Here is a 22,577-nt window from a genome sequence, read left to right on the forward strand (position 1 = left end):
CATCTGTAGGTGTTTGATCGGCAAGGCAGGAACCAATTGGCGGTTGGCTGTGTTTCCTGTCTGATTTCCGGATGGGTTCCGGATGGGGGAATTCCGATGAGAATTGCGATTGCTGCTGCGACCTGTGCGTTTCTGGCCATTCCCGCACAGGCGCAGGACGCGGCCGGCGAAGATCTGATGGCCGGTTCGGTGTATGAGGGCGATTATCTGAGCGTCGGTGTCGGCGTCGGTTACGGCCCCAGCTATGATGGTTCGGACGATTACGTGCTCTTCCCCGCGCCGCTGGTGCAGGGTTCGCTGGGCGGCGTGGGTATCAGCCCGCGCGGCGCCGGTCTGGCGCTCGATTTCATTCCCGATGCCGATGAAGGCATTTCCTTCGACGGCGGCATTGCGGCCCGCGTGCGGGCCAACCGCGCACGCCAGATCAAGGATCCGGTGGTGTACGCCGCCGGCAAGCTGGATGTGGCGGTCGAGGTCGGGCCTACGGTCGGCATCAGCATCCCCAAAGTGCTGCATGGCTATGATTCGCTCAGCTTCACGGTCGATACCCGCTGGGATGTCGCCGGCGCGCACAAGGGCATGGTGATCGATCCTTCGATCACCTATTTCACCCCGCTGAGCACCGCCATGGCTGCATCGTTGACGGTCTCGGCTGAATATGGCGACCGCAAGTTCCGCGATTATTATTACTCTGTGTCGCCCGCCCAGTCCCTGGCCAGCGGCCTGCCGCTGTATCAGCCGGATGGCGGCGGCTTCACCAAGGCGGGTGCAACGCTGTTCCTCGGCTATGATCTGGATGGCGATCTGCGCAATGGCGGCTGGGGGCTGGTCGCTCTCGCCGGCTATTCGCGCATGCTCGGCGATGCCAAGTCCTCGCCCTATGTGGCGCTGCGCGGCTCGCCCGATCAGTTCTTCGGCGGCCTCGGCGTGGGCTATACCTTCTGATCATTCTGCCAGGCTGATAAAAAAGGGCCGGAACAGCAGCAGTTGTTCCGGCCCTTTTTACGTGCTCAGCGCAGCTTACTTGCGGCCCTTCTTCTCGTCCGGCTCGGCGCTTTCCAGCACCAGCGTGGGGCGGGGTGCGGGCATTTCGGCGGTGCGGTCACCGGTCTTGAGATAGGTATCGAACCATTCCATCATCCGCAGGTTGTAGTCATAGCGGCTGGCCGTGCGCGAATTGCCGTGGCCTTCGCCGGGAAACAGCACCAGCCGCACCGGGGTGTCCGGCTTGCGCACCTTGATCGTGCGATACAGCTCCATGCTCTGCGTCGGCGATACGCGGGTGTCGGAATCGCCATGCATGATCAGCAGCGGGGTGGTGGCATTGGCGGTGTGGGTAATCGGGCTGCGTTCCAGCAGCTTGTTCCATTCGTCCCATGGCCAGGCGCGTTCATGCACCAGATACATTTCATTGGGAATGTCAGTCGTGCCGAACTTGCTGACCAGATCGGAAATACCGACGAACATCACGCTCGCGGCATATTCCTCGCTGTAACGGGTTGCGGCCCAGGCGCTGGCGAAACCGCCGTATGATCCGCCGGTGATGCCCACCCGTTCCGGGTCGGTCACGCCGGCCGTGGCCAGCGCATGCTTGGCGTCGACGATATCGTCGAATTCCTTGCCCGCATAATCACCCTGATGCTCCATGGCGAAATCCACGCCATAGCCGGTCGATCCGCGATAATTGGGGTGGAACACGGCATAGCCGGCCCCGGCGGCAACCTGCCCGGGCATCGAATAATTGGTCAGCCAGCCGTTGGAATCATGCGCTTCGGGCCCGCCATGCACGGTCATGATCGTGGGCGCCCCGCCGGATGGCACGCCGCCGACCGGTTCGATCAGCACGCCTTCGATCTGCCGCCCGTCGCGGGCGTTGTAGGTGAAGGCCCGCTGGGTGCCGAAATCGACCTCCGCCAGCCAGGGGTTGTGTTCGGTCCACCGATCGAAGCCCTGATTGTTCCACAGGAACAATTCGCCCGGGTGACGCGCGGAACTGGCGGTCACCGCCAGCCGGTTGCCGCCCGATGCCAGCCGGCTGATCACCAGCCCATCGGTTTCCACCTCGCGTTCGACATTGCCCTGTTCGGTGTAGAACCGCAGCACGCTGCGTGCGCCGATATCCACCGCCACGGCCAGCCGCCCGTCGGCCATCCATTCGCTGTCCACCGCCGCTTCCTGCGCGCCCTGGTTCAGCGGGCGGAAATCGCCGGTGGTGGCATCCACCAGGAACAGCGTGGTCGGCGCCGGATCATTGGCGGAAATCCCCGCAATCAGGGACAATTGCTGACCATTGGGCGAAATCTCGTAATCGTCGATCTTGCCCAGGGTTTCCACCACGGCGCGCACCTTGCCGCTCTGCAGATCGATCAGATGGACGCGCTGCGATGTGTAGCTGTCATCCACCAGCGCGGTGGGCGCGCTGCCCACGGCGGCCCAGCTGCCATCGGGCGCGATCTGGAAACTGGCGACATGCCCGGGCACTTCGATCGCGCGCGGTTCGGGAATATCCCGGTCCCGTTCGCGCATCACCGGCGCGGCGAACATGCGGCTGACGGTCAGTTCTTCCTCATAGACGCGGGAATCGAAGCCGGCCTTCAGTTCCTTGTCGCGCGCGGCATCCTTCTCGGCATCGGCCAGCACATAGATGGTCGCTCCATCAGGCGCCCAGCCATAGGATCGGATATTGGTGTCGCTGATCGCCGCCAGCCGCCGCCGCGCGCCGCCATCGGCCGGAATGCCCCAGACCGCGCGCTTGCCGTCCTTGTCGGTCCACAGGAAGCTGACCATGCCGCCATCGGGCGAAAAACCGATCTGGGAAATGTTCATGTCATCGGGCAACCAGGCCCGCGCCGCATTGGCGCTGCCGGTCAAGAACAGCTGCTGCAACGAACCGCCGTTTTCCTTGCCCTTGGTCACATCCTGTCGCCAGGCGCGAGTATAGGCCACGCGGCCGCCATCGGGTGCCATCTCTACCGTGCCGACCTGTTCCAGCCGCACCACATCTTCCGGCGTCATCGGGCGCGCCAGCGCGGGCGATGCAAGAACAAGTGGGGCGGACAGCGCAGAGGCTGCAAACAGGGTGGCAAGTCTGGTCATCAGGGGAAACAACTCTTCATTGATTTCGTGAGAAACCACCATAGCGCGGGGGTGCAATCAGGCAACCATTGCGGCACGGCCTGTCCCCGGTGGGGGCTTCCCATGGGTGACCTGTCCGGGGCCTCCGCTGATGGGCTTTTGCCTGTCGGTAAGAATCAGGGCTGGGGCGGGCAGGAGTTTGGAATATGATCCATCCCCGCTGGCACGGGCGGAGGCGGGGGTTCCATTGATCACAAGACTTGCGGTTTCGGGCTATCGTTCCCTGCGCGATCTGGTGTTTGAGCTGGATCGGTTCACCCTGATTACCGGGCCCAATGGCAGCGGCAAATCCAGCGTCTATCGCGCGTTGCGGCTGCTGGCCGATGCGGCACAGGGGCGACTGATCGCCTCCCTCGCGGCAGAGGGCGGGCTGTCCTCGACCCTGTGGGCAGGGCCCGAACGCTTCAGCCAGGCCATGCTGCGCGGCGATGTTCCGGTGCAGGGCACGGTTAGGTCCGCCCCGGTCCGACTGCTCATGGGCTTTGCCAGCGATGATTTCGGCTATGCCGTCGATCTCGGACGGCCGGGGTCGACCCATCCCTTTCATCTGGGGCCGGAAATAAAGCTGGAAGCGATGTGGACCGGGGAAATGCTCGGCCGCGCCAATCTCTTTGCCGAAAGGCGCGGTCAGGCAGTCAGGTTGCGCCGGTCGGATGACGGCGAATGGCGTTCTGCCACGGATAGTCTGCTGCCTTTCGACAGCATGGTGACCCATTGCGCCGATCCGATCGACGGGCTGGAACTGCTGCAGATGCGCGATCGGATGCGCAACTGGCGCTTCTACGACAATCTGCGCACCGATGCGGACGCACCGTCTCGCCGCCCCCAGGTAATGACCTATGCGCCGGTGCTGGCCAGCGATGGCGGGGATCTGGCTGCCGCCGTCGCCACCATTCTGGCCATCGGGGATCGTTCCGGTTTCGACCAGACCATCGATGATGCCTTCCCCGGCGCGCGCGTGACGATTGGCGGCGAAGATCATGGCGTGGTCCAGATGCATCAGCCCGGCCTGCTGCGCCCGCTCCGGGCCCGGGAATTGTCCGATGGTACCTTGCGCTATCTGCTGCTGACGGCCGCGCTGCTGTCGCCCCGGCTGCCCGAAATCATGATCCTCAACGAACCGGAAGCGAGCCTGCACCCCTCTTTGCTGGGGGCGCTGGCCAGGCTGCTGCTGCACGCCTCGCGCAATTGCCAGATCGTGCTAGTGTCGCACAGCGAACGGCTGATCGCCGAATTGCGCGCTGGTGGCGTGCACGACATCGCGCTGGACAAGCGGCTGGGCGAAACCCGCGTGGAAGATCACGATCCACCGCGCTGGAATTGGCCCAAACGTTAGGCCGTCAACGCTCTCTTATAGGCAGCGGATCCGATGCGGAAATCAAAAGGGGCATGGCGATCTGCATCGCCATGCCCCTTCAGGCTCCGGCGGGTGATCACTGCCGTTGCCAGGGCGCTTACCAGCCGAAGGTCACGCCTGCACGAGCGGCGGTGCGTCCGCCCCGGTTGAAGCCGGTGGCAACACCGGCATTTACCGCCACATTGGGCGTGACCAGCGCGCCGACCTGCAGCGATCCGGCATGGGCCCCGTCATAGGTGGCGACATTGGCCGTCAGGTTGAACTTCATGTCCGGCAGAAACGCATTGCCGCTCATCGCCGTGGCCACGGCGGTGGAGGATGCGATGCGCTGATCCAGCTGATCGAGCTGGGTGGCGAACTGGTTCATCCGGTTTTCGACCGTGTCGATCCGGTTGGCCAGGGCCGTATCGGCGGCCAGACGGGCGCTGCTTTCGCTCGCCAGACCAGCGGTCAGATCGGTGACGGCGGTGTCATAGGCATCCATCCGCTGCGACAGCTGCAGGTCGAACTGCTGCCGGGCGGCGGTCTCATTGCTGATCGCGGCGCCCAGTTCCACCCGCTGTGCTTCCCGCAGGGCGGATTCCTGCGCCAGCTGCGTGACATTGACCGCATCCGTGCCGGCGGTACCGGCGGCCAAATTGGTCAGGCGGCGTTCCGTGCCGGTTGCCCCGATGGAGACGGTGTTGGCCGCACTGGCCACCGAACCGCTGCCCAGCGCCACGCTGTTGGCGGCACTGGCCTGCGCCCCGCGGCCGATGGCAACCGCGCCATCCGCTGCGGCTCCGGCCGTATCGCCCAGGGCAATGGCCGATGCGCCGATCGCGCTGCTGGTGTTGCCCAGCGCCAGCGCGCCATTGCCGGTCGCCGTGTTGTCCGCCCCGATCGCCACGGCGCCCGTGCCGGTGGCAAGGTTCGGATCACCGATGGCCACCGCGCCATTGCCGATGGCCTGGTTGTCCAGCCCCAGCGATACCGCACCCGCGCCATCGGCCAGCGTGCCCGAACCGCCCGCGACGGCACCATTGCCGATCGCCTGCGACATCGCGCCGCCTTCATTGTTGCCCACCAGATTGCCAGCCCGCGCCAGCGCGGTCTGCGCCACATCCAGCGCCTGATCGGCCTTGCCCACGGCATCGCTCGCGCTCGCCAGCGCGGTGTTGGCGGTGCCCTGTGCCGTTGCGGCGTTGGACAGCGCGTTGTTCGCCGTCCCCTGCGCCGCCTCGGCAGCGGACTGTGCCGTTGAGGCATTGGCCAAGGCGGTATTGGCCGTGCCCTGCGCGGTGGCGGCATCCGCCAGAGCGGTGTCCGCCGTGCTCTGCGCCGTGGCTGCATTGGTCAGCGCCGTGTTGGCGGTGCCCTGCGCGTTGGCGGCATTGGCCAGAGCGGTATTGGCGGTGCCCTGTGCGGCATTGGCATTGCTCAGCGCATTGTTGGCCGTGCCCTGCGCCGTCGATGCATTGGCGAAAGCCTGATCCGCCGTGCTCTGCGCCGTGGCGGCATTGGCGAGGGCGCTATTGGCGGTGCCCTGCGCCGCTTCGGCAGCGGATTGCGCCGTGGCTGCATTGGTCAGCGCGGTGTTCGCCGTCCCCTGCGCGCCGTTCGCGGCCGCTAGCGCGTTGCTGGCATCCGTTGCTGCATTGCCGGCCAGATCGCGGACGGCATTCAGCTGATCCAGATTGACCGCATCTGTGCCCTCGGTCCCGGCCGCCAGATTGGTCAACTGGCGCTCGGCACCGGCTGCACCAATCGATACCGTGTTGGCGCGATCAGCAACGCTGAGCGCACCAAGAGCAACGCTCCCGTCGGCGATGGCAACCGATTCCGCACCAATGGAGGTTGCATCGAAACCCTCTGCCTTTGACACAACGCCCAACGCAAGGCTGCGTTCGCCAGTAGCTCTGCTATCGACCCCAAATGCGCTAGAGGCTTGTCCGGTTGAGTATGCGCCGACGCCGACAGCTGTTCCGCCCGTGCCAGCGTAAGCGGATGCCCCCAGAGCGGTGCTGAACGAACCGAGAGCTCGGCTTGTTTGCCCGACAGCTACGGAAAAATTGCCAGTTGCAAGGCTCTCCATGCCAACTGCCAAAGCAGCATAGCTTTCGGCAGTAGCATTTCTCCCAATGGCTACAGATTCCTCGCCAATTGCCCTTGCTGGATCGTGAAATGAATTGACCTTCAAGTAAGGGTTGTTTCCAGAGTTTGCTACGGCTGAATTTAGTTGAGCGAGATTGACGACATCGGTATCTCTTGTGCCCGCTGATACATTTGTAATTCGGCGTTCATAACCATCCCTGCCTACGGAGACGGTGTTGGCCTCATCTGCTCTTGAATCGGCGCCTAGGGCGACACTATTATCAGCTGACGCGTTGGCTGACATCCCGATTGCGACCGAACCATAGGCGCCGGTTGCATTTGCTGCACTGCCAAGCGCTACCGCACCATCCCCAAAGGCATAGTTCCAATATCCTATCGCTACCGCGCCATTGCCGTCAGCCCTATTTTCACTGCCAAGGGCAACCGCCCCTATGCCTGCAGAGAATTGGCTGTGGCCAAGGGCGATTGCGCCTTCACCACTTGCATCGGCGATAGATCCAGCAGCCAAAGAGCCATCGCCATTGGCAAACAATCCAACGGAATCGCTGCCGCTGATTACAACTTTTGCATATGCTTCCAGCTGGGCGAGATTAACGGCGTCCGTCAACTCGGTTGCGGCGGCAATATTTGTTAGCTGCCTCTCGTAGCCAGTGCTCCCAAAGGAAACTGTGTTTTCTCGATCATTTAAGGAATTGGCGCCGATCGATATTGACCGAGGTGCATAGGCCTCTGCGTATCTGCCAATTGCGATTGAATCGATTGCTTCGGAGTTTGAATTTACACCGATGCTGATGCTCGACTGACCCGAGGATCTGGATTCTCTGCCTAATGCTGTAGCGTTCAGGCCACTCGCATTGGATTGATAGCCAAATGCAGCAGCGCCTTCGGCAGCGTGACCAGCATAACCAATCGCGGTGGCGTGAGATTGGGATGCTTCGGCAGCTGCTCCGATAGCGATAGAGAACCCGTTTGTTGCTAGGCTGGTATTTCCTATGGCTATGCTGTTGTAGTTGTCCGAAACTGAGCCGACGCCAATAGCGATATTATTCAAATCGACATTTACGTATGGATTTGTTCCAAAATCAATAAGTTGTTGAAGGTTTACGGCGTCAGTGCTTTCTTTCGCCATTGCTACGTTGGTGATGCGTCGCTCGTTTCCGGCTGATCCCACGGACACTGTGTCCATTGCAGCTTGTGAATTTGCCCCTAGGGCAACGGCGTTATGGCTGGCAAATGACGATGCACCCACAGCAACACCTGCGTTGCCCCCGACTTGGGCTCCATTGCCGACAGCAACGCCGCGCGGCGCCTGAACAGAGGCCGAACTCCCGATTGCGGTGCTCCCAACGGTATCCGCTCGACTGCTGACTCCTAAGGCTACCGCGCCTTCGTTGAGGGCCCGTGAGTACGCCCCAACTGCCGTTGCTGAATAATCATAAGTTGAGACATGTTCGGCAACGGCCCCACTGCCGATGGCAATCGACCCGGTGCCGGATGCGGAAACCGAATTGCCGACGGCAACCGAATTAGCGCCGACTGCTACAGCAGCTGTCCCGACGGCCGTGGAGGAGATTCCCTCTGCTTTCGCGTCAATGCCGCACGCGAGCGAAGGATACTCCGAGTTAGAAACCGCCCCACCATCGGTATCGCCTTCATCGGCCACGCCATTGTCATTCATATCCAGCAGGCATTCCGTCGCCTGCGCCTGGCCGGCCAGACCCACGATCAACGCGGCCGCACTTAGGGAACCCCGCAAAGCGGCGCGAACAGACTTCCTCATTACTTACCCCCTGATAAACGACAGGAATCGTCGTTGATGCAAAAGCGCAAGCTTGCGAAGATTCGTCAATTGCGATTGCGGGTGGCACAAAAATTACAGCGCACTCATCCGTAAGGGGGCGATGTGAAGGCGAATTTACTTGCCGGGTTTATGCCGAACCCCGCGACGTCTTGCGCTGTAGGTGCCCGATCTGCTCACTCTTTGCGCAGTGCGCCAGGCTTGTGCGCCGCCCGTTTGCCTTCGTCGGTCTCGACAATGAATTCGGGATTGTCCTTGGATGCCGCAACCTTGTGACCCTTGATCTGCGTCGGCGTGGTGATCTTGCGCACCACGTGGCCATGGGCCTTACTGCCATGGCTGTTCCAGCTGACCGCATCGCCTTTTTTGAGGTCTTTGCTCATATTCCGGCTCCTCAGGAAAGTTCGTCCAGCCCATTCTCGATCAAGCGGGCTTGTTTATCGCTTTGGACGTCGACCGATACCGTGATCGGGGCGCCCGCCCGGCCTTCTTCTGTTTCCGGGCCTGCGCTTGCATCACGGCCTGCCGATGCGACGAAGATATCCGTCCGCTCTATCCCGAATTGCTGGACCAGATGCTCGATCGCCAGATCTGCATCGCGTCGGGTGGGGTAGCTGCGCTCGATCGTCTTCGACATGATCTTACCCTTCGCTGCCTGATATCGCCGAGAGCGGCGGGGTTTGCTGATGCTGCACGACACGCCAATCATCATGGCTGAGGCGGCGCAGGGTGGTGGTGCAGTGGGCTGCGTAATCGTCCTTGCCATCGGCACTGGCCCGCGCGTGATAGGCGATGACGATCAACCCCTCCTGCGGCCGGACGACCTGTTGCTGGCTGAAATCGACCGACGCCCAGCGGGGCGTTTGCGCCATGGCATCGGCGGCTGCGTTGCCCCGCATGACGAAGGGCGGTGCCGGAACGACGAAGAGTGAGTCTGCATCGATCAGTTCTCGGTAGTGTTCGGTGTCGCCGGTCCACAAGCTGCGTTCCAGCTTCCAAATGCGTTCGTCTTCCATGCAGGGCTCCTCTTTCCAGCAGCAGCGGTTCGGCTGCCGGATGGTTCCGCGCATCGGCACAATCGGGCGCGCCCATCGCTGGACTTGCCCGCGTCAAATCCTTATCACGCCCCTATCCACCGGGGAGCCATGTGGCTGAGAGGTGCAGGTAACGCTGCACGACCCGTTGAACCTGAACCCGTTAATACGGGCGGAGGAAGTGGGCAGCGCAGGGCAAAATGAATCCCGACAGGCGCACTCTCTTTTTATCCGCCCAGGATTGGAGAGTTGTACCATGGCCGATATCCCCGCCCGCAACGAAATCGGCGTAACCACCGGGCCCATTCGCGGATCGAAGAAGGTCTATGTCCCGGCACAGGGTAATCCCGATGTGCTGGTGGCCATGCGGGAAATCCACCTGGAACCTTCCAGCGGCGAACCGCCGGTGCGCGTCTATGACGCATCGGGCCCCTATACCGATCCCAGGGCGCAGATCGATATCGCCGCCGGCCTGCCTGAACTGCGCCGTAACTGGATTCGCGGGCGCGGCGATGTGGAGGAAGTCGCCCAGCGCGAGGTGAAGCCGGAAGACAACGGCCAGCTTGGCCCGGACCGGTCAGGCGGCGTCCCCGGTTTCCCCAATGTGCGCAAGCAAGTGCTGCGCGCCAGGCCGGGCATGAATGTCAGCCAGATGCATTATGCGAGGGCCGGCATCATCACCCCGGAAATGGAATATGTCGCCGAACGCGAAAATCTCGGCCGTGCGCGGCTGGCGGAATATGTGCGCGATGGGCAGGATTGGGGCGCCAGCATCCCCGATTATGTGACGCCGGAATTCGTGCGGGAGGAAATTGCGCGCGGCCGGGCGATCATTCCCAACAACATCAACCATCCGGAATCCGAACCGATGGCGATCGGGCGGAATTTCCTGGTCAAGATCAACGCCAATATCGGCAATTCGGCGGTGGCATCCAATGTCGCCAGCGAAGTGGACAAGATGGTGTGGTCGATCCGCTGGGGTGCGGATACCGTCATGGATCTGTCCACCGGGCGCAATATCCACGACACGCGCGAATGGATCATCCGCAATTCGCCGGTGCCGATCGGCACCGTGCCGATCTATCAGGCGCTCGAGAAAGTGGGCGGCATTGCCGAGGATCTGACCTGGGAAATCTTCCGCGATACGCTGATCGAACAGGCCGAACAGGGCGTCGATTATTTCACCATCCATGCCGGCGTGCGCCTGCCCTATATCCCGATGACGGCGAAGCGCGTGACCGGCATCGTCAGTCGCGGCGGCAGCATCATGGCCAAATGGTGCCTGGCCCATCACCGGGAAAGCTTCCTCTACGAACGCTTCGATGAAATCACGGAAATCATGAAGACATATGACATCGCCTATTCGCTGGGTGATGGCCTGCGCCCCGGCTCGATCGCCGACGCCAATGACGAGGCGCAGTTCTCCGAACTTTACACGCTGGGCGAATTGACCAGGCGCGCCTGGGAACAGGATGTGCAGGTCATGATTGAAGGGCCGGGCCATGTGCCCATGCACAAGATCAAGCAGAACATGGACAAGCAGCTGGAAGCGTGTGGAGAGGCTCCGTTCTACACCCTCGGGCCGCTTACCACCGATATCGCGCCCGGCTATGATCACATCACCAGCGGCATCGGCGCGGCCATGATCGGCTGGTACGGCACGGCCATGCTTTGCTACGTCACGCCCAAGGAACATCTGGGCCTGCCCGATCGGGACGATGTGAAGGTCGGCGTGGTCACCTACAAGCTGGCCGCCCATGCCGCCGATCTGGCCAAGGGGCACCCGGCGGCCAAGGTGCGAGACGATGCGCTGAGCCGGGCGCGGTTCGAATTCCGCTGGCGCGATCAGTTCAATCTCAGCCTCGATCCCGATACGGCCGAACAATATCACGATCAGACATTGCCGGCCGAAGGGGCCAAGACCGCGCATTTCTGTTCCATGTGCGGGCCCAAGTTCTGCAGCATGAAGATCACGCAGGAAGTGCGCGATTTTGCCGCGAAGCAGAACCAGCCAAGCAGCGAATTCCTGGCCGCAGCCCCGGTCGCGAATGCCGAACAGGGCATGAAGGAAATGAGCGAGGTGTTCCGGGAAACCGGCAGCGAACTCTACATAGGCGCGGGTGGGCGAGAACACGACTGATTATTGATGCGGTCGGCCCGGCCAACAGTGTCGGGCCGACCGTTATTTTGACCGCTTGTTGTGTTTTTCACTACAATCAGGACGAAGTGATTGGGATTATGGCAATCTTGTTGCGTCTTGCTGCGCTGCGCATAGATTTCCGTCACGGATCACCGCTATAGTTCTCTGGCGAAGGGAGTCCGACAGCGGATTCTCACTCGTCCCGGTCCCCACGCCGGGCAGGAATTTTGTCACGCTGTCCGCATGCACGGACGACGGACAAGCAGGAGAGAACATATGCGCAATACCAATCTTGCCCGGGTTCTGGGCTGTACCATCACTGCTGCCTTGCTGGGCCTGGGAGCCACCAGCGCCGCAGCCGCCGAAGCCGATGTCACCGTTTCGCACAAACAGGCAGACAGCCGCTCGATTAACATTCAGGTGGCCGATCTCGATCTCAGCCGTTCCTACGATCAGCGCACGCTGGCCATTCGGATCGACAACGCCGCTCGCGCTGTGTGCGACGTCAACGCCGGCTCCACGCTGGACGGCCTGCCCCGCGCCCGCGCCTGCGTCAGCAATGCTCAGGCGGGCGCGCTGGCCCAGCTCGACGCCCGTGGCCTGAACGCCACCGCCGCCGTGGCAGCAGCCGGCGGCATGCGCTGAGTCTTTAAACAATTTGGCAAATTCGCAGCCGCGCCGAGACTACTCGGGGCGGCTGTTTGCTATCTATCCCGCTAAATCAGCTAAAAAATCGTCGCCCCAGCGAAGGCTGGGCCGCTGCGCGCCAGGCTCCACCCCCTTGACCCTACCGGTCGAAAATGAGAACATAAAAAGAACAAATCGATTCCCCGTAGAGTGCAGGATGGAAAGCCGCGCAATGCAGCCACAGCAATGGCGTTACTTTCTCGGCTTCATCCCCGATGCCGCGCTCGCCAGGCGCATCCTCGCTCTGGGCGATGCGCTGGGGCTGGCCGCTGATGCGGTGATCGACCATCTGCATCTGACGCTCTGCACCATTGCCGAAGTCGATGCCCGCGACGAAACACTGGCCGATCGGCTCGATCCGATCCTGAGTGATACCCGACTGGAAGCCTGCCGCATCCGCCTGGGCCGCGCGCGCAGCGGCAATCGCGGCGCGGTCATCCGCTCGATCGGATCGCAGAGCGAGATTTCCCTGCTGTATCAGAAACTGCCGCCGCTCCTTCGTCGGGCGGATATGGCGCCCCTGCATCGGAAGAACGGTCTCACCGCCCCGCATATCACCCTCAGCTACAAGGGCGGTCCGGCGCAGATCCTGATCGTGCCCTTCGAATGGATCCCGACCGAATTGTGCCTGGTGGAAAGCTGGGTCGGCTGCACCCGGCACGACATCCTGCGCCGCTGGCCCTTGTTGCCCCCGTCGCAGGGCGAACTCGATTGGGGAGGCGGGGGAGGAGATAATTTCACTCACCGCCTGCGCCAGGAAAGAGCCGCGCAGGCCGGCTAAATCCCACCACCGGCCCACCCACACGTCGCTCCAGCGAAGGCTGGAGCCGCTCTCACCTGGCACCACACCATCCTTGCCTGACATGGCAGATCGTCTACCGCTCTTCGCAGGGGAAACAAGCAAAGGGCAGGGCAACACTTGCGTTTCATACTGGCTCTCTGGGCGGCATTGCTGTGGCCGGCACCGGCCTTTGCCGCCTGGATGGAAGCATCCAGCCCGAATTTCGTCGTCTATTCGGACGATTCCGAACGCAGCCTGCGCACATTCACCGAACGGCTGGAACTCTATCATGAGGCGCTGGAACTGCTGACCGGTGGCGATGTGCCGCCACCCAGCCGGTCCAACCGGCTGACGATCTTCGTTCTGCGCGATCAGCGCAGCGTCAGCCGGCTGCATGGCGACAGCAATATCGCGGGTTTCTATCGTCCGCGCGCCGGCGCTTCGGTCGCAGTGGTGCCCGATGTCGAAAATGTCACCGGCAGCCAGGCTTTTTCGATGCAGGTGCTGCTGCACGAATATGCACATCATTTCCTGATCGCGAACACCAGCTTCGCCATGCCGCGCTGGTTCAGCGAAGGCAGCGCGGAATTCTATGCCTCTGCTGTGTTCCATCGCGATGGCCGGCTGCAACTGGGCATGCCCAACCATGCCCGCGCCGGGGAACTGGCTTATGCCAGCAATGTCACCGCCGAAGAATTGCTCGATCCCGCCGCCTACGCCGCCCGGCACAAGGGCGGGAACAACGCCTTTTATGGCAAGGCTTGGGCGCTCTATCATTATCTGGTGATGGAGCGCGCACGCAGCGGGCAATTGTCGGCCTATCTCAAGGCGCTCGAACAGGGGAAGGGGGCCCGGAGCGCCGCAGAAACCGCCTTCGGCGATCTGGCGCTGCTGGAACGTGAACTGAAGGCCTATTTGCGGCGGCCGAGCATGAGCACGCTCAACATACAGGCCGGCCGGCTGCAGGGCGGGGCGGTGACGCTGCGCCGCCTGAGCGAAGGGGAGGCCGCGATGATGCCGGTGCGGATCCGTTCACAGAGCGGGGTGACCCCGGAAATCGCCGCAGAACTGGTGCTGGAGGCGCGCCGTATCGCCGCCCGTTTCCCCGATGAAGCCGCCGTCCTGACCGCGCTGGCAGAAACGGAATATGATGCCGGTCATCTGGATCAGACCATCGCCGCTGCCGATGCGGCGCTGGCGATCGATCCGGATCAGGCCAATGCCTATGTTCAGAAGGGTTATGCGCTGTTCGCCCGGGCCAGATCGGCGATGGACCGGGTTGAGGCCTACCGCGCGGCCGTGGCGCCGTTTCTGGCGCTCAATGCGCGGGAGCCTGATCACGCCATTCCGCTGATCTATTTCTACCGCAGTTTCATCGGGCGCGGGGCCGCACCCAATGACAATGCCCTCGCTGCACTGGAACGGGCGGCACGGATCGCCCCCTATGATCGCGGGCTGCAGATCGAAATGGCGCGGCAGCATTTGCGCCTGGGCCGGCTGGACAAGGCGCGGCAAAGCCTGACGGTGATCGCAGCCGCGCCGCATGGCGGCACCATGGCAGAACGCGCACGCCTGGCGATCGAACGGATCGATGCGGGGCAGCCGGTCGATGAAAAGGCGCTGTCGGCCCCCGCAACCCCATCCGTCGCCACAGAAGCGGTCAGGGGCGAGGGCGATGACGCGGATGTCGATGGCGAAGATGAGCCGGCTGGCCAAGGTCAACGATAGATCGGAAACTCAAAAAAATCAGCCGTTTTTTGTCTCTGCGCTTGGCGACAGGCCACAATTTTCGCTGTTGGCGACGCGGCAATTGTCAAATTCCCCGAGAGGAATAAGCTCCTCGCCTGAACGGGGCCGCTGTTGCGGAGGGGTAAATGCGCTTTATCTGGTTTGTGGTGGCGTTGTTGCTGCTGCCGTCGGCGGCCAAGGCCGAATGGCTGGAAGCATCCAGCCCCAATTTTGTCGTCTATGCCGACGATTCCGAACGTGATCTGCAGCTCTTCACCCAGCGGCTGGAACTCTATCACGAAGCGATGAAGGTGCTGACCGGCACCGATCCTGGCACCCCCAGCCCGTCGAACCGGGTTACTGTCTATGTGGTGAAGAGCGAGGCAGAGGTGCAGCGCATCCTCAACATGGGGCGCACAGGTGGGGGCGTCGGCGGTTTCTATATCGGGCGCGCGGGCGCGGCGATGGCCGTGGTGCCCACTATCCAGAGCTCGGGCGGGCGGGTTGGCCAGTCCATGGCGATTCTGCTGCACGAATATGCCCATCACTTCCTGCTTTCGGGCAGCGTCCATGGCGCGCTGGGCTGGATGAACGAGGGCGGAGCGGAATTCTTCGCCGGGGCCCAGTTCAATTCCGATGGTGGCATCTCGCTCGGCCTGCCCAACACGGGGCGCTATCGCGAACTCAGCTATGTGTCTGATCAGGTCACGGCGGAGGAGCTGCTCGATCCCGATCTGTTCAAACGGCGCCGGCGCGGCATCGAACATGCCTTCTACGCGCGCAGTTGGGGCCTTTACCATTATCTGACGATGGAGCCGGAACGGCGCGGGCAGATGGCCCGCTATGTCCGGTTGCAGGCTGAAGGCGCTGCACCGCGCCAGGCCGCAGAGCAGGCCTTCGGCAATCTGGCGGACGTCAATCGTGGGCTGAATGCCTATCTGCGGCGCACCCGGCTGACGGCATTCACCTTTGCTCCGGGCCAGTTGACGTCTGGCGCGGTGCAGATCCGCCAACTGTCCGCAGGGGAAGCGGAAATCATGCCCGTACGCATTCGGTCACGGCGCGGCGTGACCAGCGAACTGGCGGCGGAACTTGTCGTGCGGGCGCGTGCCATCGCTGCCCGCCATCCGCAGGATGCAGCAGTCCTGTCTGCCCTGGCAGAAACCGAATTCGACGCTGGCAATGATGCGCAAGCGCTGGCGGCAGCCGATGCTGCGCTGGCGATCGATTCCGCCCAGGTGAATGCCTATGTGCAGAAGGGCTATGCCCTGTTTCGCCAGGCGGAAACGGCAGAAGACAAGGATGCCGCCTTCCGCGCGGCGGTTGTGCCCTTCGTGGCGCTCAACCGTATGGAGCCGGATCATCCGCTTGGGCTGTATTACTATTACCTCGGCTTTGTGCGCCGGGGGCGTGACCCCAGTGACAATGCCATGGCCGCTCTGGCCCGCGCGGTCGAACTTGCGCCGTTCGACACTGCCCTGCGGTTGGTGCTGGCGCGGCAGCAGATTTCGTCTGCGCAATGGGAAGATGCCCGGTACAATCTCCTGCCGATTGCCAATTCGCCGCATGGCGGGGCGCTGGCCTTGCGCGCGCGGGAGGTGATCGACGCGATCGTTGCCGGCCCGCCAGCCGATGCCACCGCCTTGCTGGCCCTGCTGGAAGGGGAGGGGGAGGATGTCGACGCGCCTGGCACCGGAGGTGAGGGAGATAGCGGCGAGGGAGATGGCGGCGCTGCCTCCGGCGCGGAGGGTTCGCCCGACGCCGGCAATCGCGAAACGGGCGATAGCGATGCTGGCAAGAGCGATGCTGGCAAGGTCCAACCCGACAAGGCTGGCGCGACCGAAACGGCGCCCTGAACGGAGCATCGCTCCGGATTGCACGGCGGCGCCATGGGTCAGCCGTGGCTGTTCCGGGTTGCGTTGCTGATCGGTGGGGTATTGGGGGCACCGATCTGGCGCTATCCCTTGGTACCGGGCGGACCTGCGCCGCCTGACTGCAGATTGATCCCGGCGCGGTCGGCCGCTGCGTGCGAAGGAGAGAGCATATGGACTGGATCAAAAAACTGCTCGGTGGAAAGGATCAGCCCATCACGTCTGACACCCCCGCCGCTCCGGCCACGCGGGAACCGGTCGTTCCGATCGCCACAGTCCAGATCCCCCCGTCGGAGCCGGGCACGCTTTATCAGGATCAGATCCTGCGCAAGGCATGGGCAGAGGATTTGCTGGTCCAGGCCGGCGTGCCGGTCAACAAGCACCTGCCCTGTATCGAAAGCCAGGCGGAAATCACCCTGCGCCCGGTGCGGGAGGTGGCCGATCGTTTGCTGGCGCTGGCGATCGTGGCGGTGAAGGGCGAAGGTCTGGAACATGATATCGTGATCCAGCTGGCCGATGATCGCCAGGCCTGGGATCTGTTCACCCCGAAGGAGACGGCTTTCATCCGCGATCCGGCGCCCAGCGAGCACGACCGGGTTCAGTTCGTCTGGCGCTATGAAGCGGCCTGGGTGCTGCTCTGGGCGCTCGATCCCATGTCGGAACCGCTGTCATACCCCGATGCCATCTGCGACGTGCCGCTGCTGGCGCAGACAGTGCGCGATACGCCCGATCTGGCCGCCAGGGGCATGCAATCGGCCAACAATATCCTCAATGAAGCCGATCTGATCTATCGCTGCCACTGGGCCGTGCGGCAGGCCAGCATCGATGGCACCGAACCACCCGCCGGGCTCGACCCCGGCGTGGTGATGGAACGCCATTATGCGCTCAACTGGCTGATCGGCTATATGGATCAGGATTGGGACGAGGTTTCGACCGACACCTGATCGGGGGCCTTCAACCGGTGAACTGCGTTTCCAGCGTGATTTCGCAGTTCAGCAGCTTGGAGATCGGGCAGCCGGCCTTGGCCTCTGCCGCCAGCTTGCGAAACTCGGCCTCTTCCAGCCCGGGCACATGGGCTGTCATCGACAGGGCGCTGCGGGTGACGGTGAAGCCATCGCCATCGGGTTCCAGGGTTACCTTGCACTGGGTTTCCAGCGTGCCATCCGTATGGCCGGCGCGGGCCAGGGCGAAGCTGGTGGCCATGGTGAAGCAGGCCGCATGCGCCGCCGCGATCATCTCTTCGGGATTGGTGCCGGGCTCGCCCTCGAAACGGCTGCCGAAGCCATAGGGGGCATCGACCACACCCGACCTGGTCGCGACATGCCCCTTGCCGGACTTGCCCAGGCCTTCATATCGGGCGGTGGCGCTGTTCACACTCATGGCATCATCCTTTCAGCCGGTTGTCGCAGCAACAAAGGTTGAAGGGCAGGCCGGTTCCTGCCCGGCTCTCACGGCGCCGGCGCGTCTGCCGAACAGGCGGATTTGCGGTGCAGCAGCAGATCCAGGAAAGACAGCTTGCCCTGCCGCCAGGCGCGTTCGTGGAAGAAGAACACCACCGCATTCACGCAGGGTTCCACCAGAGCGATGCCGCCGGAAATCGCAATCGATCCGGTAAAGGCATAGGCCACCGCAAACCCCACCATCAGGTGCAGCAGCAGGAAGCTGATGGTCTTGGCGAGATCGCGGGAAATGGCGGCACTCTCCTTTCCCTGAATTTATAATGAGAATCGATATCAGTTCAAGGGGTTTTGTCCCCTGCATAGGGCGACTGCCCGAACTGGGTCGCGGAAACAGGTAGAAAAATCGGCAGGCACATTCCTGTGCCTTCTTCCCCAACCATGGCCGTTCTCCATATCATCAGACATGACCCAGAACGCATCCAGCCCGGCCGACTTGGCCGGATCGTCCACCGGGCTGACCCAGCCCAGCCTGTTCATTCCGCATGGCGGCGGTCCCTGCTTCTTCATGCCCGATCCCAATGGCATCTGGACCGGGATGGAGGCCTATCTGCGGGGCATCGCCGCCAGCCTGCCGGAACGGCCGCGCGCCATCCTGATCGTTTCCGGCCACTGGGAAGGGCCGACCTTTGCCTTCACCGGGGCGCAGGATCATCCGGGGCTGATCTTCGATTATTACGGCTTCCCGCCGGAAACCTATCGCCTCACCTGGCCCGCGCCCGGTGCCCCCTGGCTGGCGCAGCGCGGCGCCGCGCTGCTGGCGGCGGCGGGCCTGCCAACCGGGATCGATCCCGATCGCGGCTTCGATCACGGCGTGTTCGTGCCGATGAAAGTCGCCTTTCCCGATGCCGATATTCCTGTGGTGCAGATGTCCTTGCTGTCGGGCCTGGACCCGGAGCTTCACCTTGCTGCCGGGCGGGCGCTGGCGCCGCTGCGCGATGAAGGTGTGCTGGTCATCGGTTCAGGCATGAGCTTCCACAATCTGCGCGCCTATGGCGACCCCCGGGCAGAGGCGCCGTCGCGCGCCTTCGATGACTGGTTGACGCAGGCCACCACAGCCCCGGCAGATGAACGCGCAGCGCAACTGCAGGCCTGGGAGAGCGCGCCCTTCGCCCGGCTGTCTCACCCGCGCGAAGAACATCTGCTGCCGCTGATGGTGGCCGCCGGTGCGGGTGAAGCCAGCGGGGTGCGCAAGGATTACGGAGAACTGGTTATGGGTACCGCGCTGTCCGCATTCCGCTATGGCTGATGCAGCCTGCATGCCGTCGGCATGGTTGCGGTCCTGGGCGCTTGCGTTAATGCACGCAAATCAGGAGATTGAATGATGGCTGCCGCTTCATGCTGACATTCGCAAAACCGCTTTCCCCCTTGCTGATCGGCGCCAGCCTGTTGCTGGGCGCCTGCCAGCCTCATGGTGAAGGCAGCAGCCCGATCCCCGGCGATCTGTCCGACACGCGCCCCTTCGATGCCATCGCACCGGATGAAGCGGTCCATGTGCTGGGCACCGAACCGTTCTGGAACGGCGATATCGCCAATGCCACGCTGCTCTGGAAAACCCCGGAGGATGCCGATGGCACGGCCACCGCGGTGGAACGGTTTGCCGGGCGTGGCGGGCTGTCCTTCACCGGCACGCTGGATGGCAAGCCGGTGGTGGTGATGGTGACGCAGGGCGAATGCAGCGACGGGATGAGCGACCGGACCTTCCCCTTTACCGCCACGGTCAGCCTGGGCGGGGCGCAGCTGAACGGCTGTGCCTGGACGGCGCGTCATCCCTACACCGGGCCTGAGGCGCCCTGATGTGCGCATGCTCGATTGTACGTCGCGCATGCGCAATGCTATGAATGCTGCATCTGCGAAGGAATCAGTCTGATGGGTCGACGCAACAATGACTGGCTGTCGCTCGGGCTGGAAAGCTGGCAGCTCGGGCTTGAGGCCGGGGAAGTCATGTGGCTGCGCGGCTGCATGATCGCCATGGGCGGTGCGGCCGGTGAACGCGAAGCCCAGCGCATGGTGACGGAAAAGCTCGCCGCCAACGCCAGTTTCGGCATGATGGTGGCCAGCGGCAAGGCCGGCACTTCGCCCGAAGCGGCCACCCGCAGCGCGCTGGCCCATTACGGCCGCCGCGTGCGCGCCAACCGCCGCCGCCTGGCCAAGAAAGTTCCCTGATCGCCGGAATCGGGCGGCCCGGCCAGGGCGCGCCCGATGCTGACCTGTCCTTAGAACAGTCCCGGCATTTCGCGCTGCGCTGTGGTGCCCCTGACTTCGTCACGCAGCATTTCCAGTTGCGGCTTGGCGGGGGCGACCGAACGCGTCGATGCCGTCGCAGTTCTGATCGGGGTACAGCTGCGCCCGGCCAGGAAATCCAGCGCCTTGGCAATCATGGCTTCGTTCTGATCGCCCAGATCGCGTGATACATCATCCTGCGCCACGCAGGTCCTGGGCAGCGTGCTGGCCAGCCCTGTGTAATATTCTCCCTGGTTGTTGGCGTTGGCATTGCGGAAAGCCACCAGCCGCAGCCGGTCGTCGCATCCGGCATTGTCGAATGCGAACTGCCCGACCGGCTTGCCATAGGTATTCTCACCGATCAGCGCCATGTTGTCCCCCAGATAGGGCACCATGGAATTGATGATCATCTCGCTGGCTGATGCGGTGCTGCCGGTGCCGATGAAGGCGATCTTGGTCGGGGTAATGGACTGAGGCCGCGCCGCGAAATTGTAGGTTTGGTTTTGCGCTGATTTGCTGTCGCGCAGCATCAGCTTCTGGAACACCTGCCCATCCAGATTCCCGGCCAGCAGATCGCCGAATACCTCCGCCGTGGAAAGCAGACCGCCGCCATTGTACCGCAGGTCGACGACCAGTTCGGTCACACCCTCGGCCTTGAACTGGGCAAACGCATCGACCAGGTCGGCATCGGCCGGGGTGATGAAGCTGCGCAGTGCGACATAACCGATCTTGCGCGAACCTTCGGTGAAGATTCTGGTCCCGATGGTGTCGGACACCGGATCGATCTCGAACTCATCCGATGTCACGCTGACCTGACGCATCAAACCATCGCGGTGACGGACGCGGATCACGATGGTTTTGCCGCTGTCAGCGGGAGAGAAGAACGCGTTTAATCGATCATAATCCTTTGCTGCCAGCAGCGGTGCGATGGCGGTCTGGTTGGCGGCACTTGTGCCGACCGCTTCGAAAACGGCGCCCCGGGTAATGCTGGTCGCGGCCGCTGGCGAACCTTCGAACACCTCAGTCACCACCAACTCGCCTGCCCAAGTGGTCGCCAAGCGGAAACCGTAGCCGACATTGGCGCCGTCCTCGTAATAGGCGTTCTCCTCTGCGATCGAGGTGATGTAGGTGAAGCCCCGATCTTTGCGGGCAGCGCGCGCTGGCTCGAGCAAATTGTCGATGTAGGCTTTGACTGAGGACGATGTTGTCGTGCTAGTCCTCGTGGCCATCAACTCTGGGAACAGATACCATTCATCCGCGATCGAGCGGACCCAATCCTTGCGGGCGTTGAGGCTGCAGGCGGTCGGCGTTGGTGTGGTCGGGGTTGGCGTGCTTGGCGTCGGCGTCGAAGTCGCCGGGCGGGGCGTGGGGGTCGACCCGCCACCATCGCCACATGCTGCCAACAGCATTGCGCTGCAACCAACCAGTGTCACCGCCCCGCGACGCCACCGCTTGTGCGATTCGCCCATATTATCTTTCCCCCTGACGTTCTTGTGTTCTGCAAATTAGGGCAGGGGTGGAAAGTTGCACAAGCAAAGCTTTTCACAGCTTGTGATTTTCAACCGCTGAATGCAGACCCATATGCAGTCTGGCGGGCGTATGGCCTTGCCATGGCGCCGGTGCTTCGGCACATGGCGCAGCCCGACGGCATAGTGGAGCGATTGAGATGACCGCCGATATTCCTGCCTGGCTCGCCAACAGGATCAAACCGGCTGGCCCGGCCAGCGTCAGCCTGGCGATTGTCACGCTGGGCAACGCCGATATCGATGAACCCGATGGCTTCCGCCTGCGTTCGGCCGCCTTTGCCGATGGTGGGGCGCTCGATCCTTGTTTTACCGCGCAGGAAGAAGACGCCGTCGCCCCGCCGCTGGAATGGACGGCCCCGCCGGCCGGCGCCGTGGAAATGGTGCTGGTGGTCGAAGATATGGATACGCCCTCGGGTGATCCGTTCTGCCACTGGCTCGTCTGGGGCCTGGCCGCGCAGAAGGGGCAATTGCTGGAAGGCGAAACCCCGCCGCGCGTGGGCAAGAATTCCTTCGGCAATTCGGAATGGGCGCTGCCCGATCCGGCCGAAGGGGACGCGCCGCGCCGCTATCTGTTCCAGCTGTTTGCCGTCGATACGCCGCTGGCGCTGATGCCGGGGGCAAAAAAGGCTGATGTGCTCAAGGCGCTGGAAGGGCATGTGGTGGGAACCGCTTTGCTGACGGCGTCTTATGCCTATGAAGATTTGGATGAAGATTGGGACGATGGGGACGGGGAATAACACCCCGCA

General features: G+C 62.9%; 20 protein-coding genes, 1 pseudogene and 1 riboswitch. Of the genes and pseudogenes, 12 read left to right on the forward strand and 9 right to left on the reverse strand.

Annotated features, from left to right (window positions below):
• Window positions 1–96: 96 nt before the first annotated feature.
• Window positions 97–945 carry a MipA/OmpV family protein gene (locus tag GRI97_RS16085; RefSeq protein ID WP_161392249.1) on the forward strand — a complete coding sequence of 283 codons (849 nt, stop codon included), beginning with the start codon at window positions 97–99 and terminating at the stop codon, window positions 943–945.
• Window positions 946–1,020: 75 nt separating this feature from the next.
• Here the strand turns inward: GRI97_RS16085 and GRI97_RS16090 are convergent, their stop codons facing one another.
• Window positions 1,021–3,096, reverse strand: a complete 2,076-nt coding sequence (locus GRI97_RS16090) for a S9 family peptidase (protein WP_161392250.1) — start codon at window positions 3,094–3,096, stop codon at window positions 1,021–1,023.
• Window positions 3,097–3,322: 226 nt separating this feature from the next.
• On the opposite strand from GRI97_RS16090, the gene GRI97_RS16095 reads away from it, so the two are divergent.
• Window positions 3,323–4,471 carry an AAA family ATPase gene (locus GRI97_RS16095; protein ID WP_235917905.1) on the forward strand — a complete coding sequence of 383 codons (1,149 nt, stop codon included), beginning with the start codon at window positions 3,323–3,325 and terminating at the stop codon, window positions 4,469–4,471.
• A 118-nt stretch (window positions 4,472–4,589) separates the two neighbouring features.
• Here the strand turns inward: GRI97_RS16095 and GRI97_RS18715 are convergent, their stop codons facing one another.
• The 5 genes and pseudogenes from GRI97_RS18715 to GRI97_RS16115 all read right to left on the reverse strand — a co-directional run bounded on the left by GRI97_RS18715 (window position 4,590) and on the right by GRI97_RS16115 (window position 9,400).
• Window positions 4,590–6,356 (reverse strand): YadA family autotransporter adhesin, encoded by a 1,767-nt coding sequence (locus tag GRI97_RS18715; RefSeq protein ID WP_328598582.1) that lies wholly within the window; start codon window positions 6,354–6,356, stop codon window positions 4,590–4,592.
• A 9-nt stretch (window positions 6,357–6,365) separates the two neighbouring features.
• A pseudogene (locus GRI97_RS18995) lies at window positions 6,366–8,366 on the reverse strand (hypothetical protein); the annotation flags it as partial.
• 194 nt (window positions 8,367–8,560) lie between these two features.
• Window positions 8,561–8,767, reverse strand: a complete 207-nt coding sequence (locus GRI97_RS16105; RefSeq protein WP_161392253.1) for a hypervirulence associated TUDOR domain-containing protein — start codon at window positions 8,765–8,767, stop codon at window positions 8,561–8,563.
• Window positions 8,768–8,778: 11 nt separating this feature from the next.
• Complete coding sequence (locus GRI97_RS16110; protein ID WP_161392254.1) at window positions 8,779–9,021, reverse strand: hypothetical protein; 243 nt, start codon at window positions 9,019–9,021, stop codon at window positions 8,779–8,781.
• A 4-nt stretch (window positions 9,022–9,025) separates the two neighbouring features.
• On the reverse strand, window positions 9,026–9,400 hold the full coding sequence (locus tag GRI97_RS16115; protein ID WP_161392255.1) for a DUF4440 domain-containing protein: 375 nt from the start codon (window positions 9,398–9,400) through the stop codon (window positions 9,026–9,028).
• A gap of 110 nt (window positions 9,401–9,510) precedes the next feature.
• A riboswitch (TPP riboswitch) is annotated at window positions 9,511–9,616 on the forward strand.
• A 58-nt stretch (window positions 9,617–9,674) separates the two neighbouring features.
• Between GRI97_RS16115 and thiC the strand changes: the two genes are divergently transcribed.
• The 6 genes from thiC (at window position 9,675) to GRI97_RS16145 (ending at window position 17,569) form a co-directional block, all read left to right on the forward strand.
• The gene (gene thiC, locus GRI97_RS16120; RefSeq protein ID WP_161392256.1) at window positions 9,675–11,558 is read left to right on the forward strand and encodes a phosphomethylpyrimidine synthase ThiC; all 1,884 of its coding nucleotides are present in this window, start codon (window positions 9,675–9,677) and stop codon (window positions 11,556–11,558) included.
• Between the two features lie 276 nt (window positions 11,559–11,834).
• On the forward strand, window positions 11,835–12,203 hold the full coding sequence (locus tag GRI97_RS16125; protein WP_161392257.1) for a UrcA family protein: 369 nt from the start codon (window positions 11,835–11,837) through the stop codon (window positions 12,201–12,203).
• Window positions 12,204–12,402: 199 nt separating this feature from the next.
• Window positions 12,403–13,026, forward strand: a complete 624-nt coding sequence (locus tag GRI97_RS16130) for a 2'-5' RNA ligase family protein (protein ID WP_161392258.1) — start codon at window positions 12,403–12,405, stop codon at window positions 13,024–13,026.
• 138 nt (window positions 13,027–13,164) lie between these two features.
• Complete coding sequence (locus GRI97_RS16135; protein WP_161392259.1) at window positions 13,165–14,754, forward strand: hypothetical protein; 1,590 nt, start codon at window positions 13,165–13,167, stop codon at window positions 14,752–14,754.
• Between the two features lie 146 nt (window positions 14,755–14,900).
• Window positions 14,901–16,610 carry a DUF1570 domain-containing protein gene (locus tag GRI97_RS16140; protein WP_161392260.1) on the forward strand — a complete coding sequence of 570 codons (1,710 nt, stop codon included), beginning with the start codon at window positions 14,901–14,903 and terminating at the stop codon, window positions 16,608–16,610.
• Between the two features lie 188 nt (window positions 16,611–16,798).
• A complete protein-coding gene (locus GRI97_RS16145; RefSeq protein ID WP_161392261.1) occupies window positions 16,799–17,569 on the forward strand; it encodes a DUF4272 domain-containing protein in 771 nt (256 codons plus the stop codon).
• Window positions 17,570–17,579: 10 nt separating this feature from the next.
• Here the strand turns inward: GRI97_RS16145 and GRI97_RS16150 are convergent, their stop codons facing one another.
• A complete protein-coding gene (locus GRI97_RS16150; protein WP_161392262.1) occupies window positions 17,580–18,005 on the reverse strand; it encodes an OsmC family protein in 426 nt (141 codons plus the stop codon).
• A gap of 68 nt (window positions 18,006–18,073) precedes the next feature.
• A complete protein-coding gene (locus GRI97_RS16155; RefSeq protein WP_377019992.1) occupies window positions 18,074–18,340 on the reverse strand; it encodes a DUF2061 domain-containing protein in 267 nt (88 codons plus the stop codon).
• A gap of 148 nt (window positions 18,341–18,488) precedes the next feature.
• Here GRI97_RS16155 and GRI97_RS16160 point away from each other — a divergent pair, with 148 nt between their 5' ends.
• The 3 genes from GRI97_RS16160 (at window position 18,489) to GRI97_RS16170 (ending at window position 20,248) form a co-directional block, all read left to right on the forward strand.
• The gene (locus GRI97_RS16160) at window positions 18,489–19,331 is read left to right on the forward strand and encodes a DODA-type extradiol aromatic ring-opening family dioxygenase (RefSeq protein ID WP_161392263.1); all 843 of its coding nucleotides are present in this window, start codon (window positions 18,489–18,491) and stop codon (window positions 19,329–19,331) included.
• A gap of 89 nt (window positions 19,332–19,420) precedes the next feature.
• The gene (locus GRI97_RS16165) at window positions 19,421–19,879 is read left to right on the forward strand and encodes a COG3650 family protein (protein ID WP_161392264.1); all 459 of its coding nucleotides are present in this window, start codon (window positions 19,421–19,423) and stop codon (window positions 19,877–19,879) included.
• Window positions 19,880–19,951: 72 nt separating this feature from the next.
• Window positions 19,952–20,248, forward strand: a complete 297-nt coding sequence (locus GRI97_RS16170) for a hypothetical protein (RefSeq protein ID WP_161392265.1) — start codon at window positions 19,952–19,954, stop codon at window positions 20,246–20,248.
• Between the two features lie 50 nt (window positions 20,249–20,298).
• Here GRI97_RS16170 and GRI97_RS16175 read toward each other — a convergent pair whose 3' ends face one another.
• Window positions 20,299–21,534, reverse strand: coding sequence for a S41 family peptidase (locus GRI97_RS16175; RefSeq protein ID WP_235917907.1), 1,236 nt, complete (start codon window positions 21,532–21,534; stop codon window positions 20,299–20,301).
• Window positions 21,535–21,971: 437 nt separating this feature from the next.
• On the opposite strand from GRI97_RS16175, the gene GRI97_RS16180 reads away from it, so the two are divergent.
• A complete protein-coding gene (locus GRI97_RS16180; protein WP_161392267.1) occupies window positions 21,972–22,568 on the forward strand; it encodes a YbhB/YbcL family Raf kinase inhibitor-like protein in 597 nt (198 codons plus the stop codon).
• Window positions 22,569–22,577: the final 9 nt, after the last annotated feature.

The organism is Croceibacterium xixiisoli, assembly GCF_009827305.1.
In the GTDB taxonomy this organism is placed as follows: Bacteria; Pseudomonadota; Alphaproteobacteria; order Sphingomonadales; family Sphingomonadaceae; genus Croceibacterium_C; species Croceibacterium_C xixiisoli.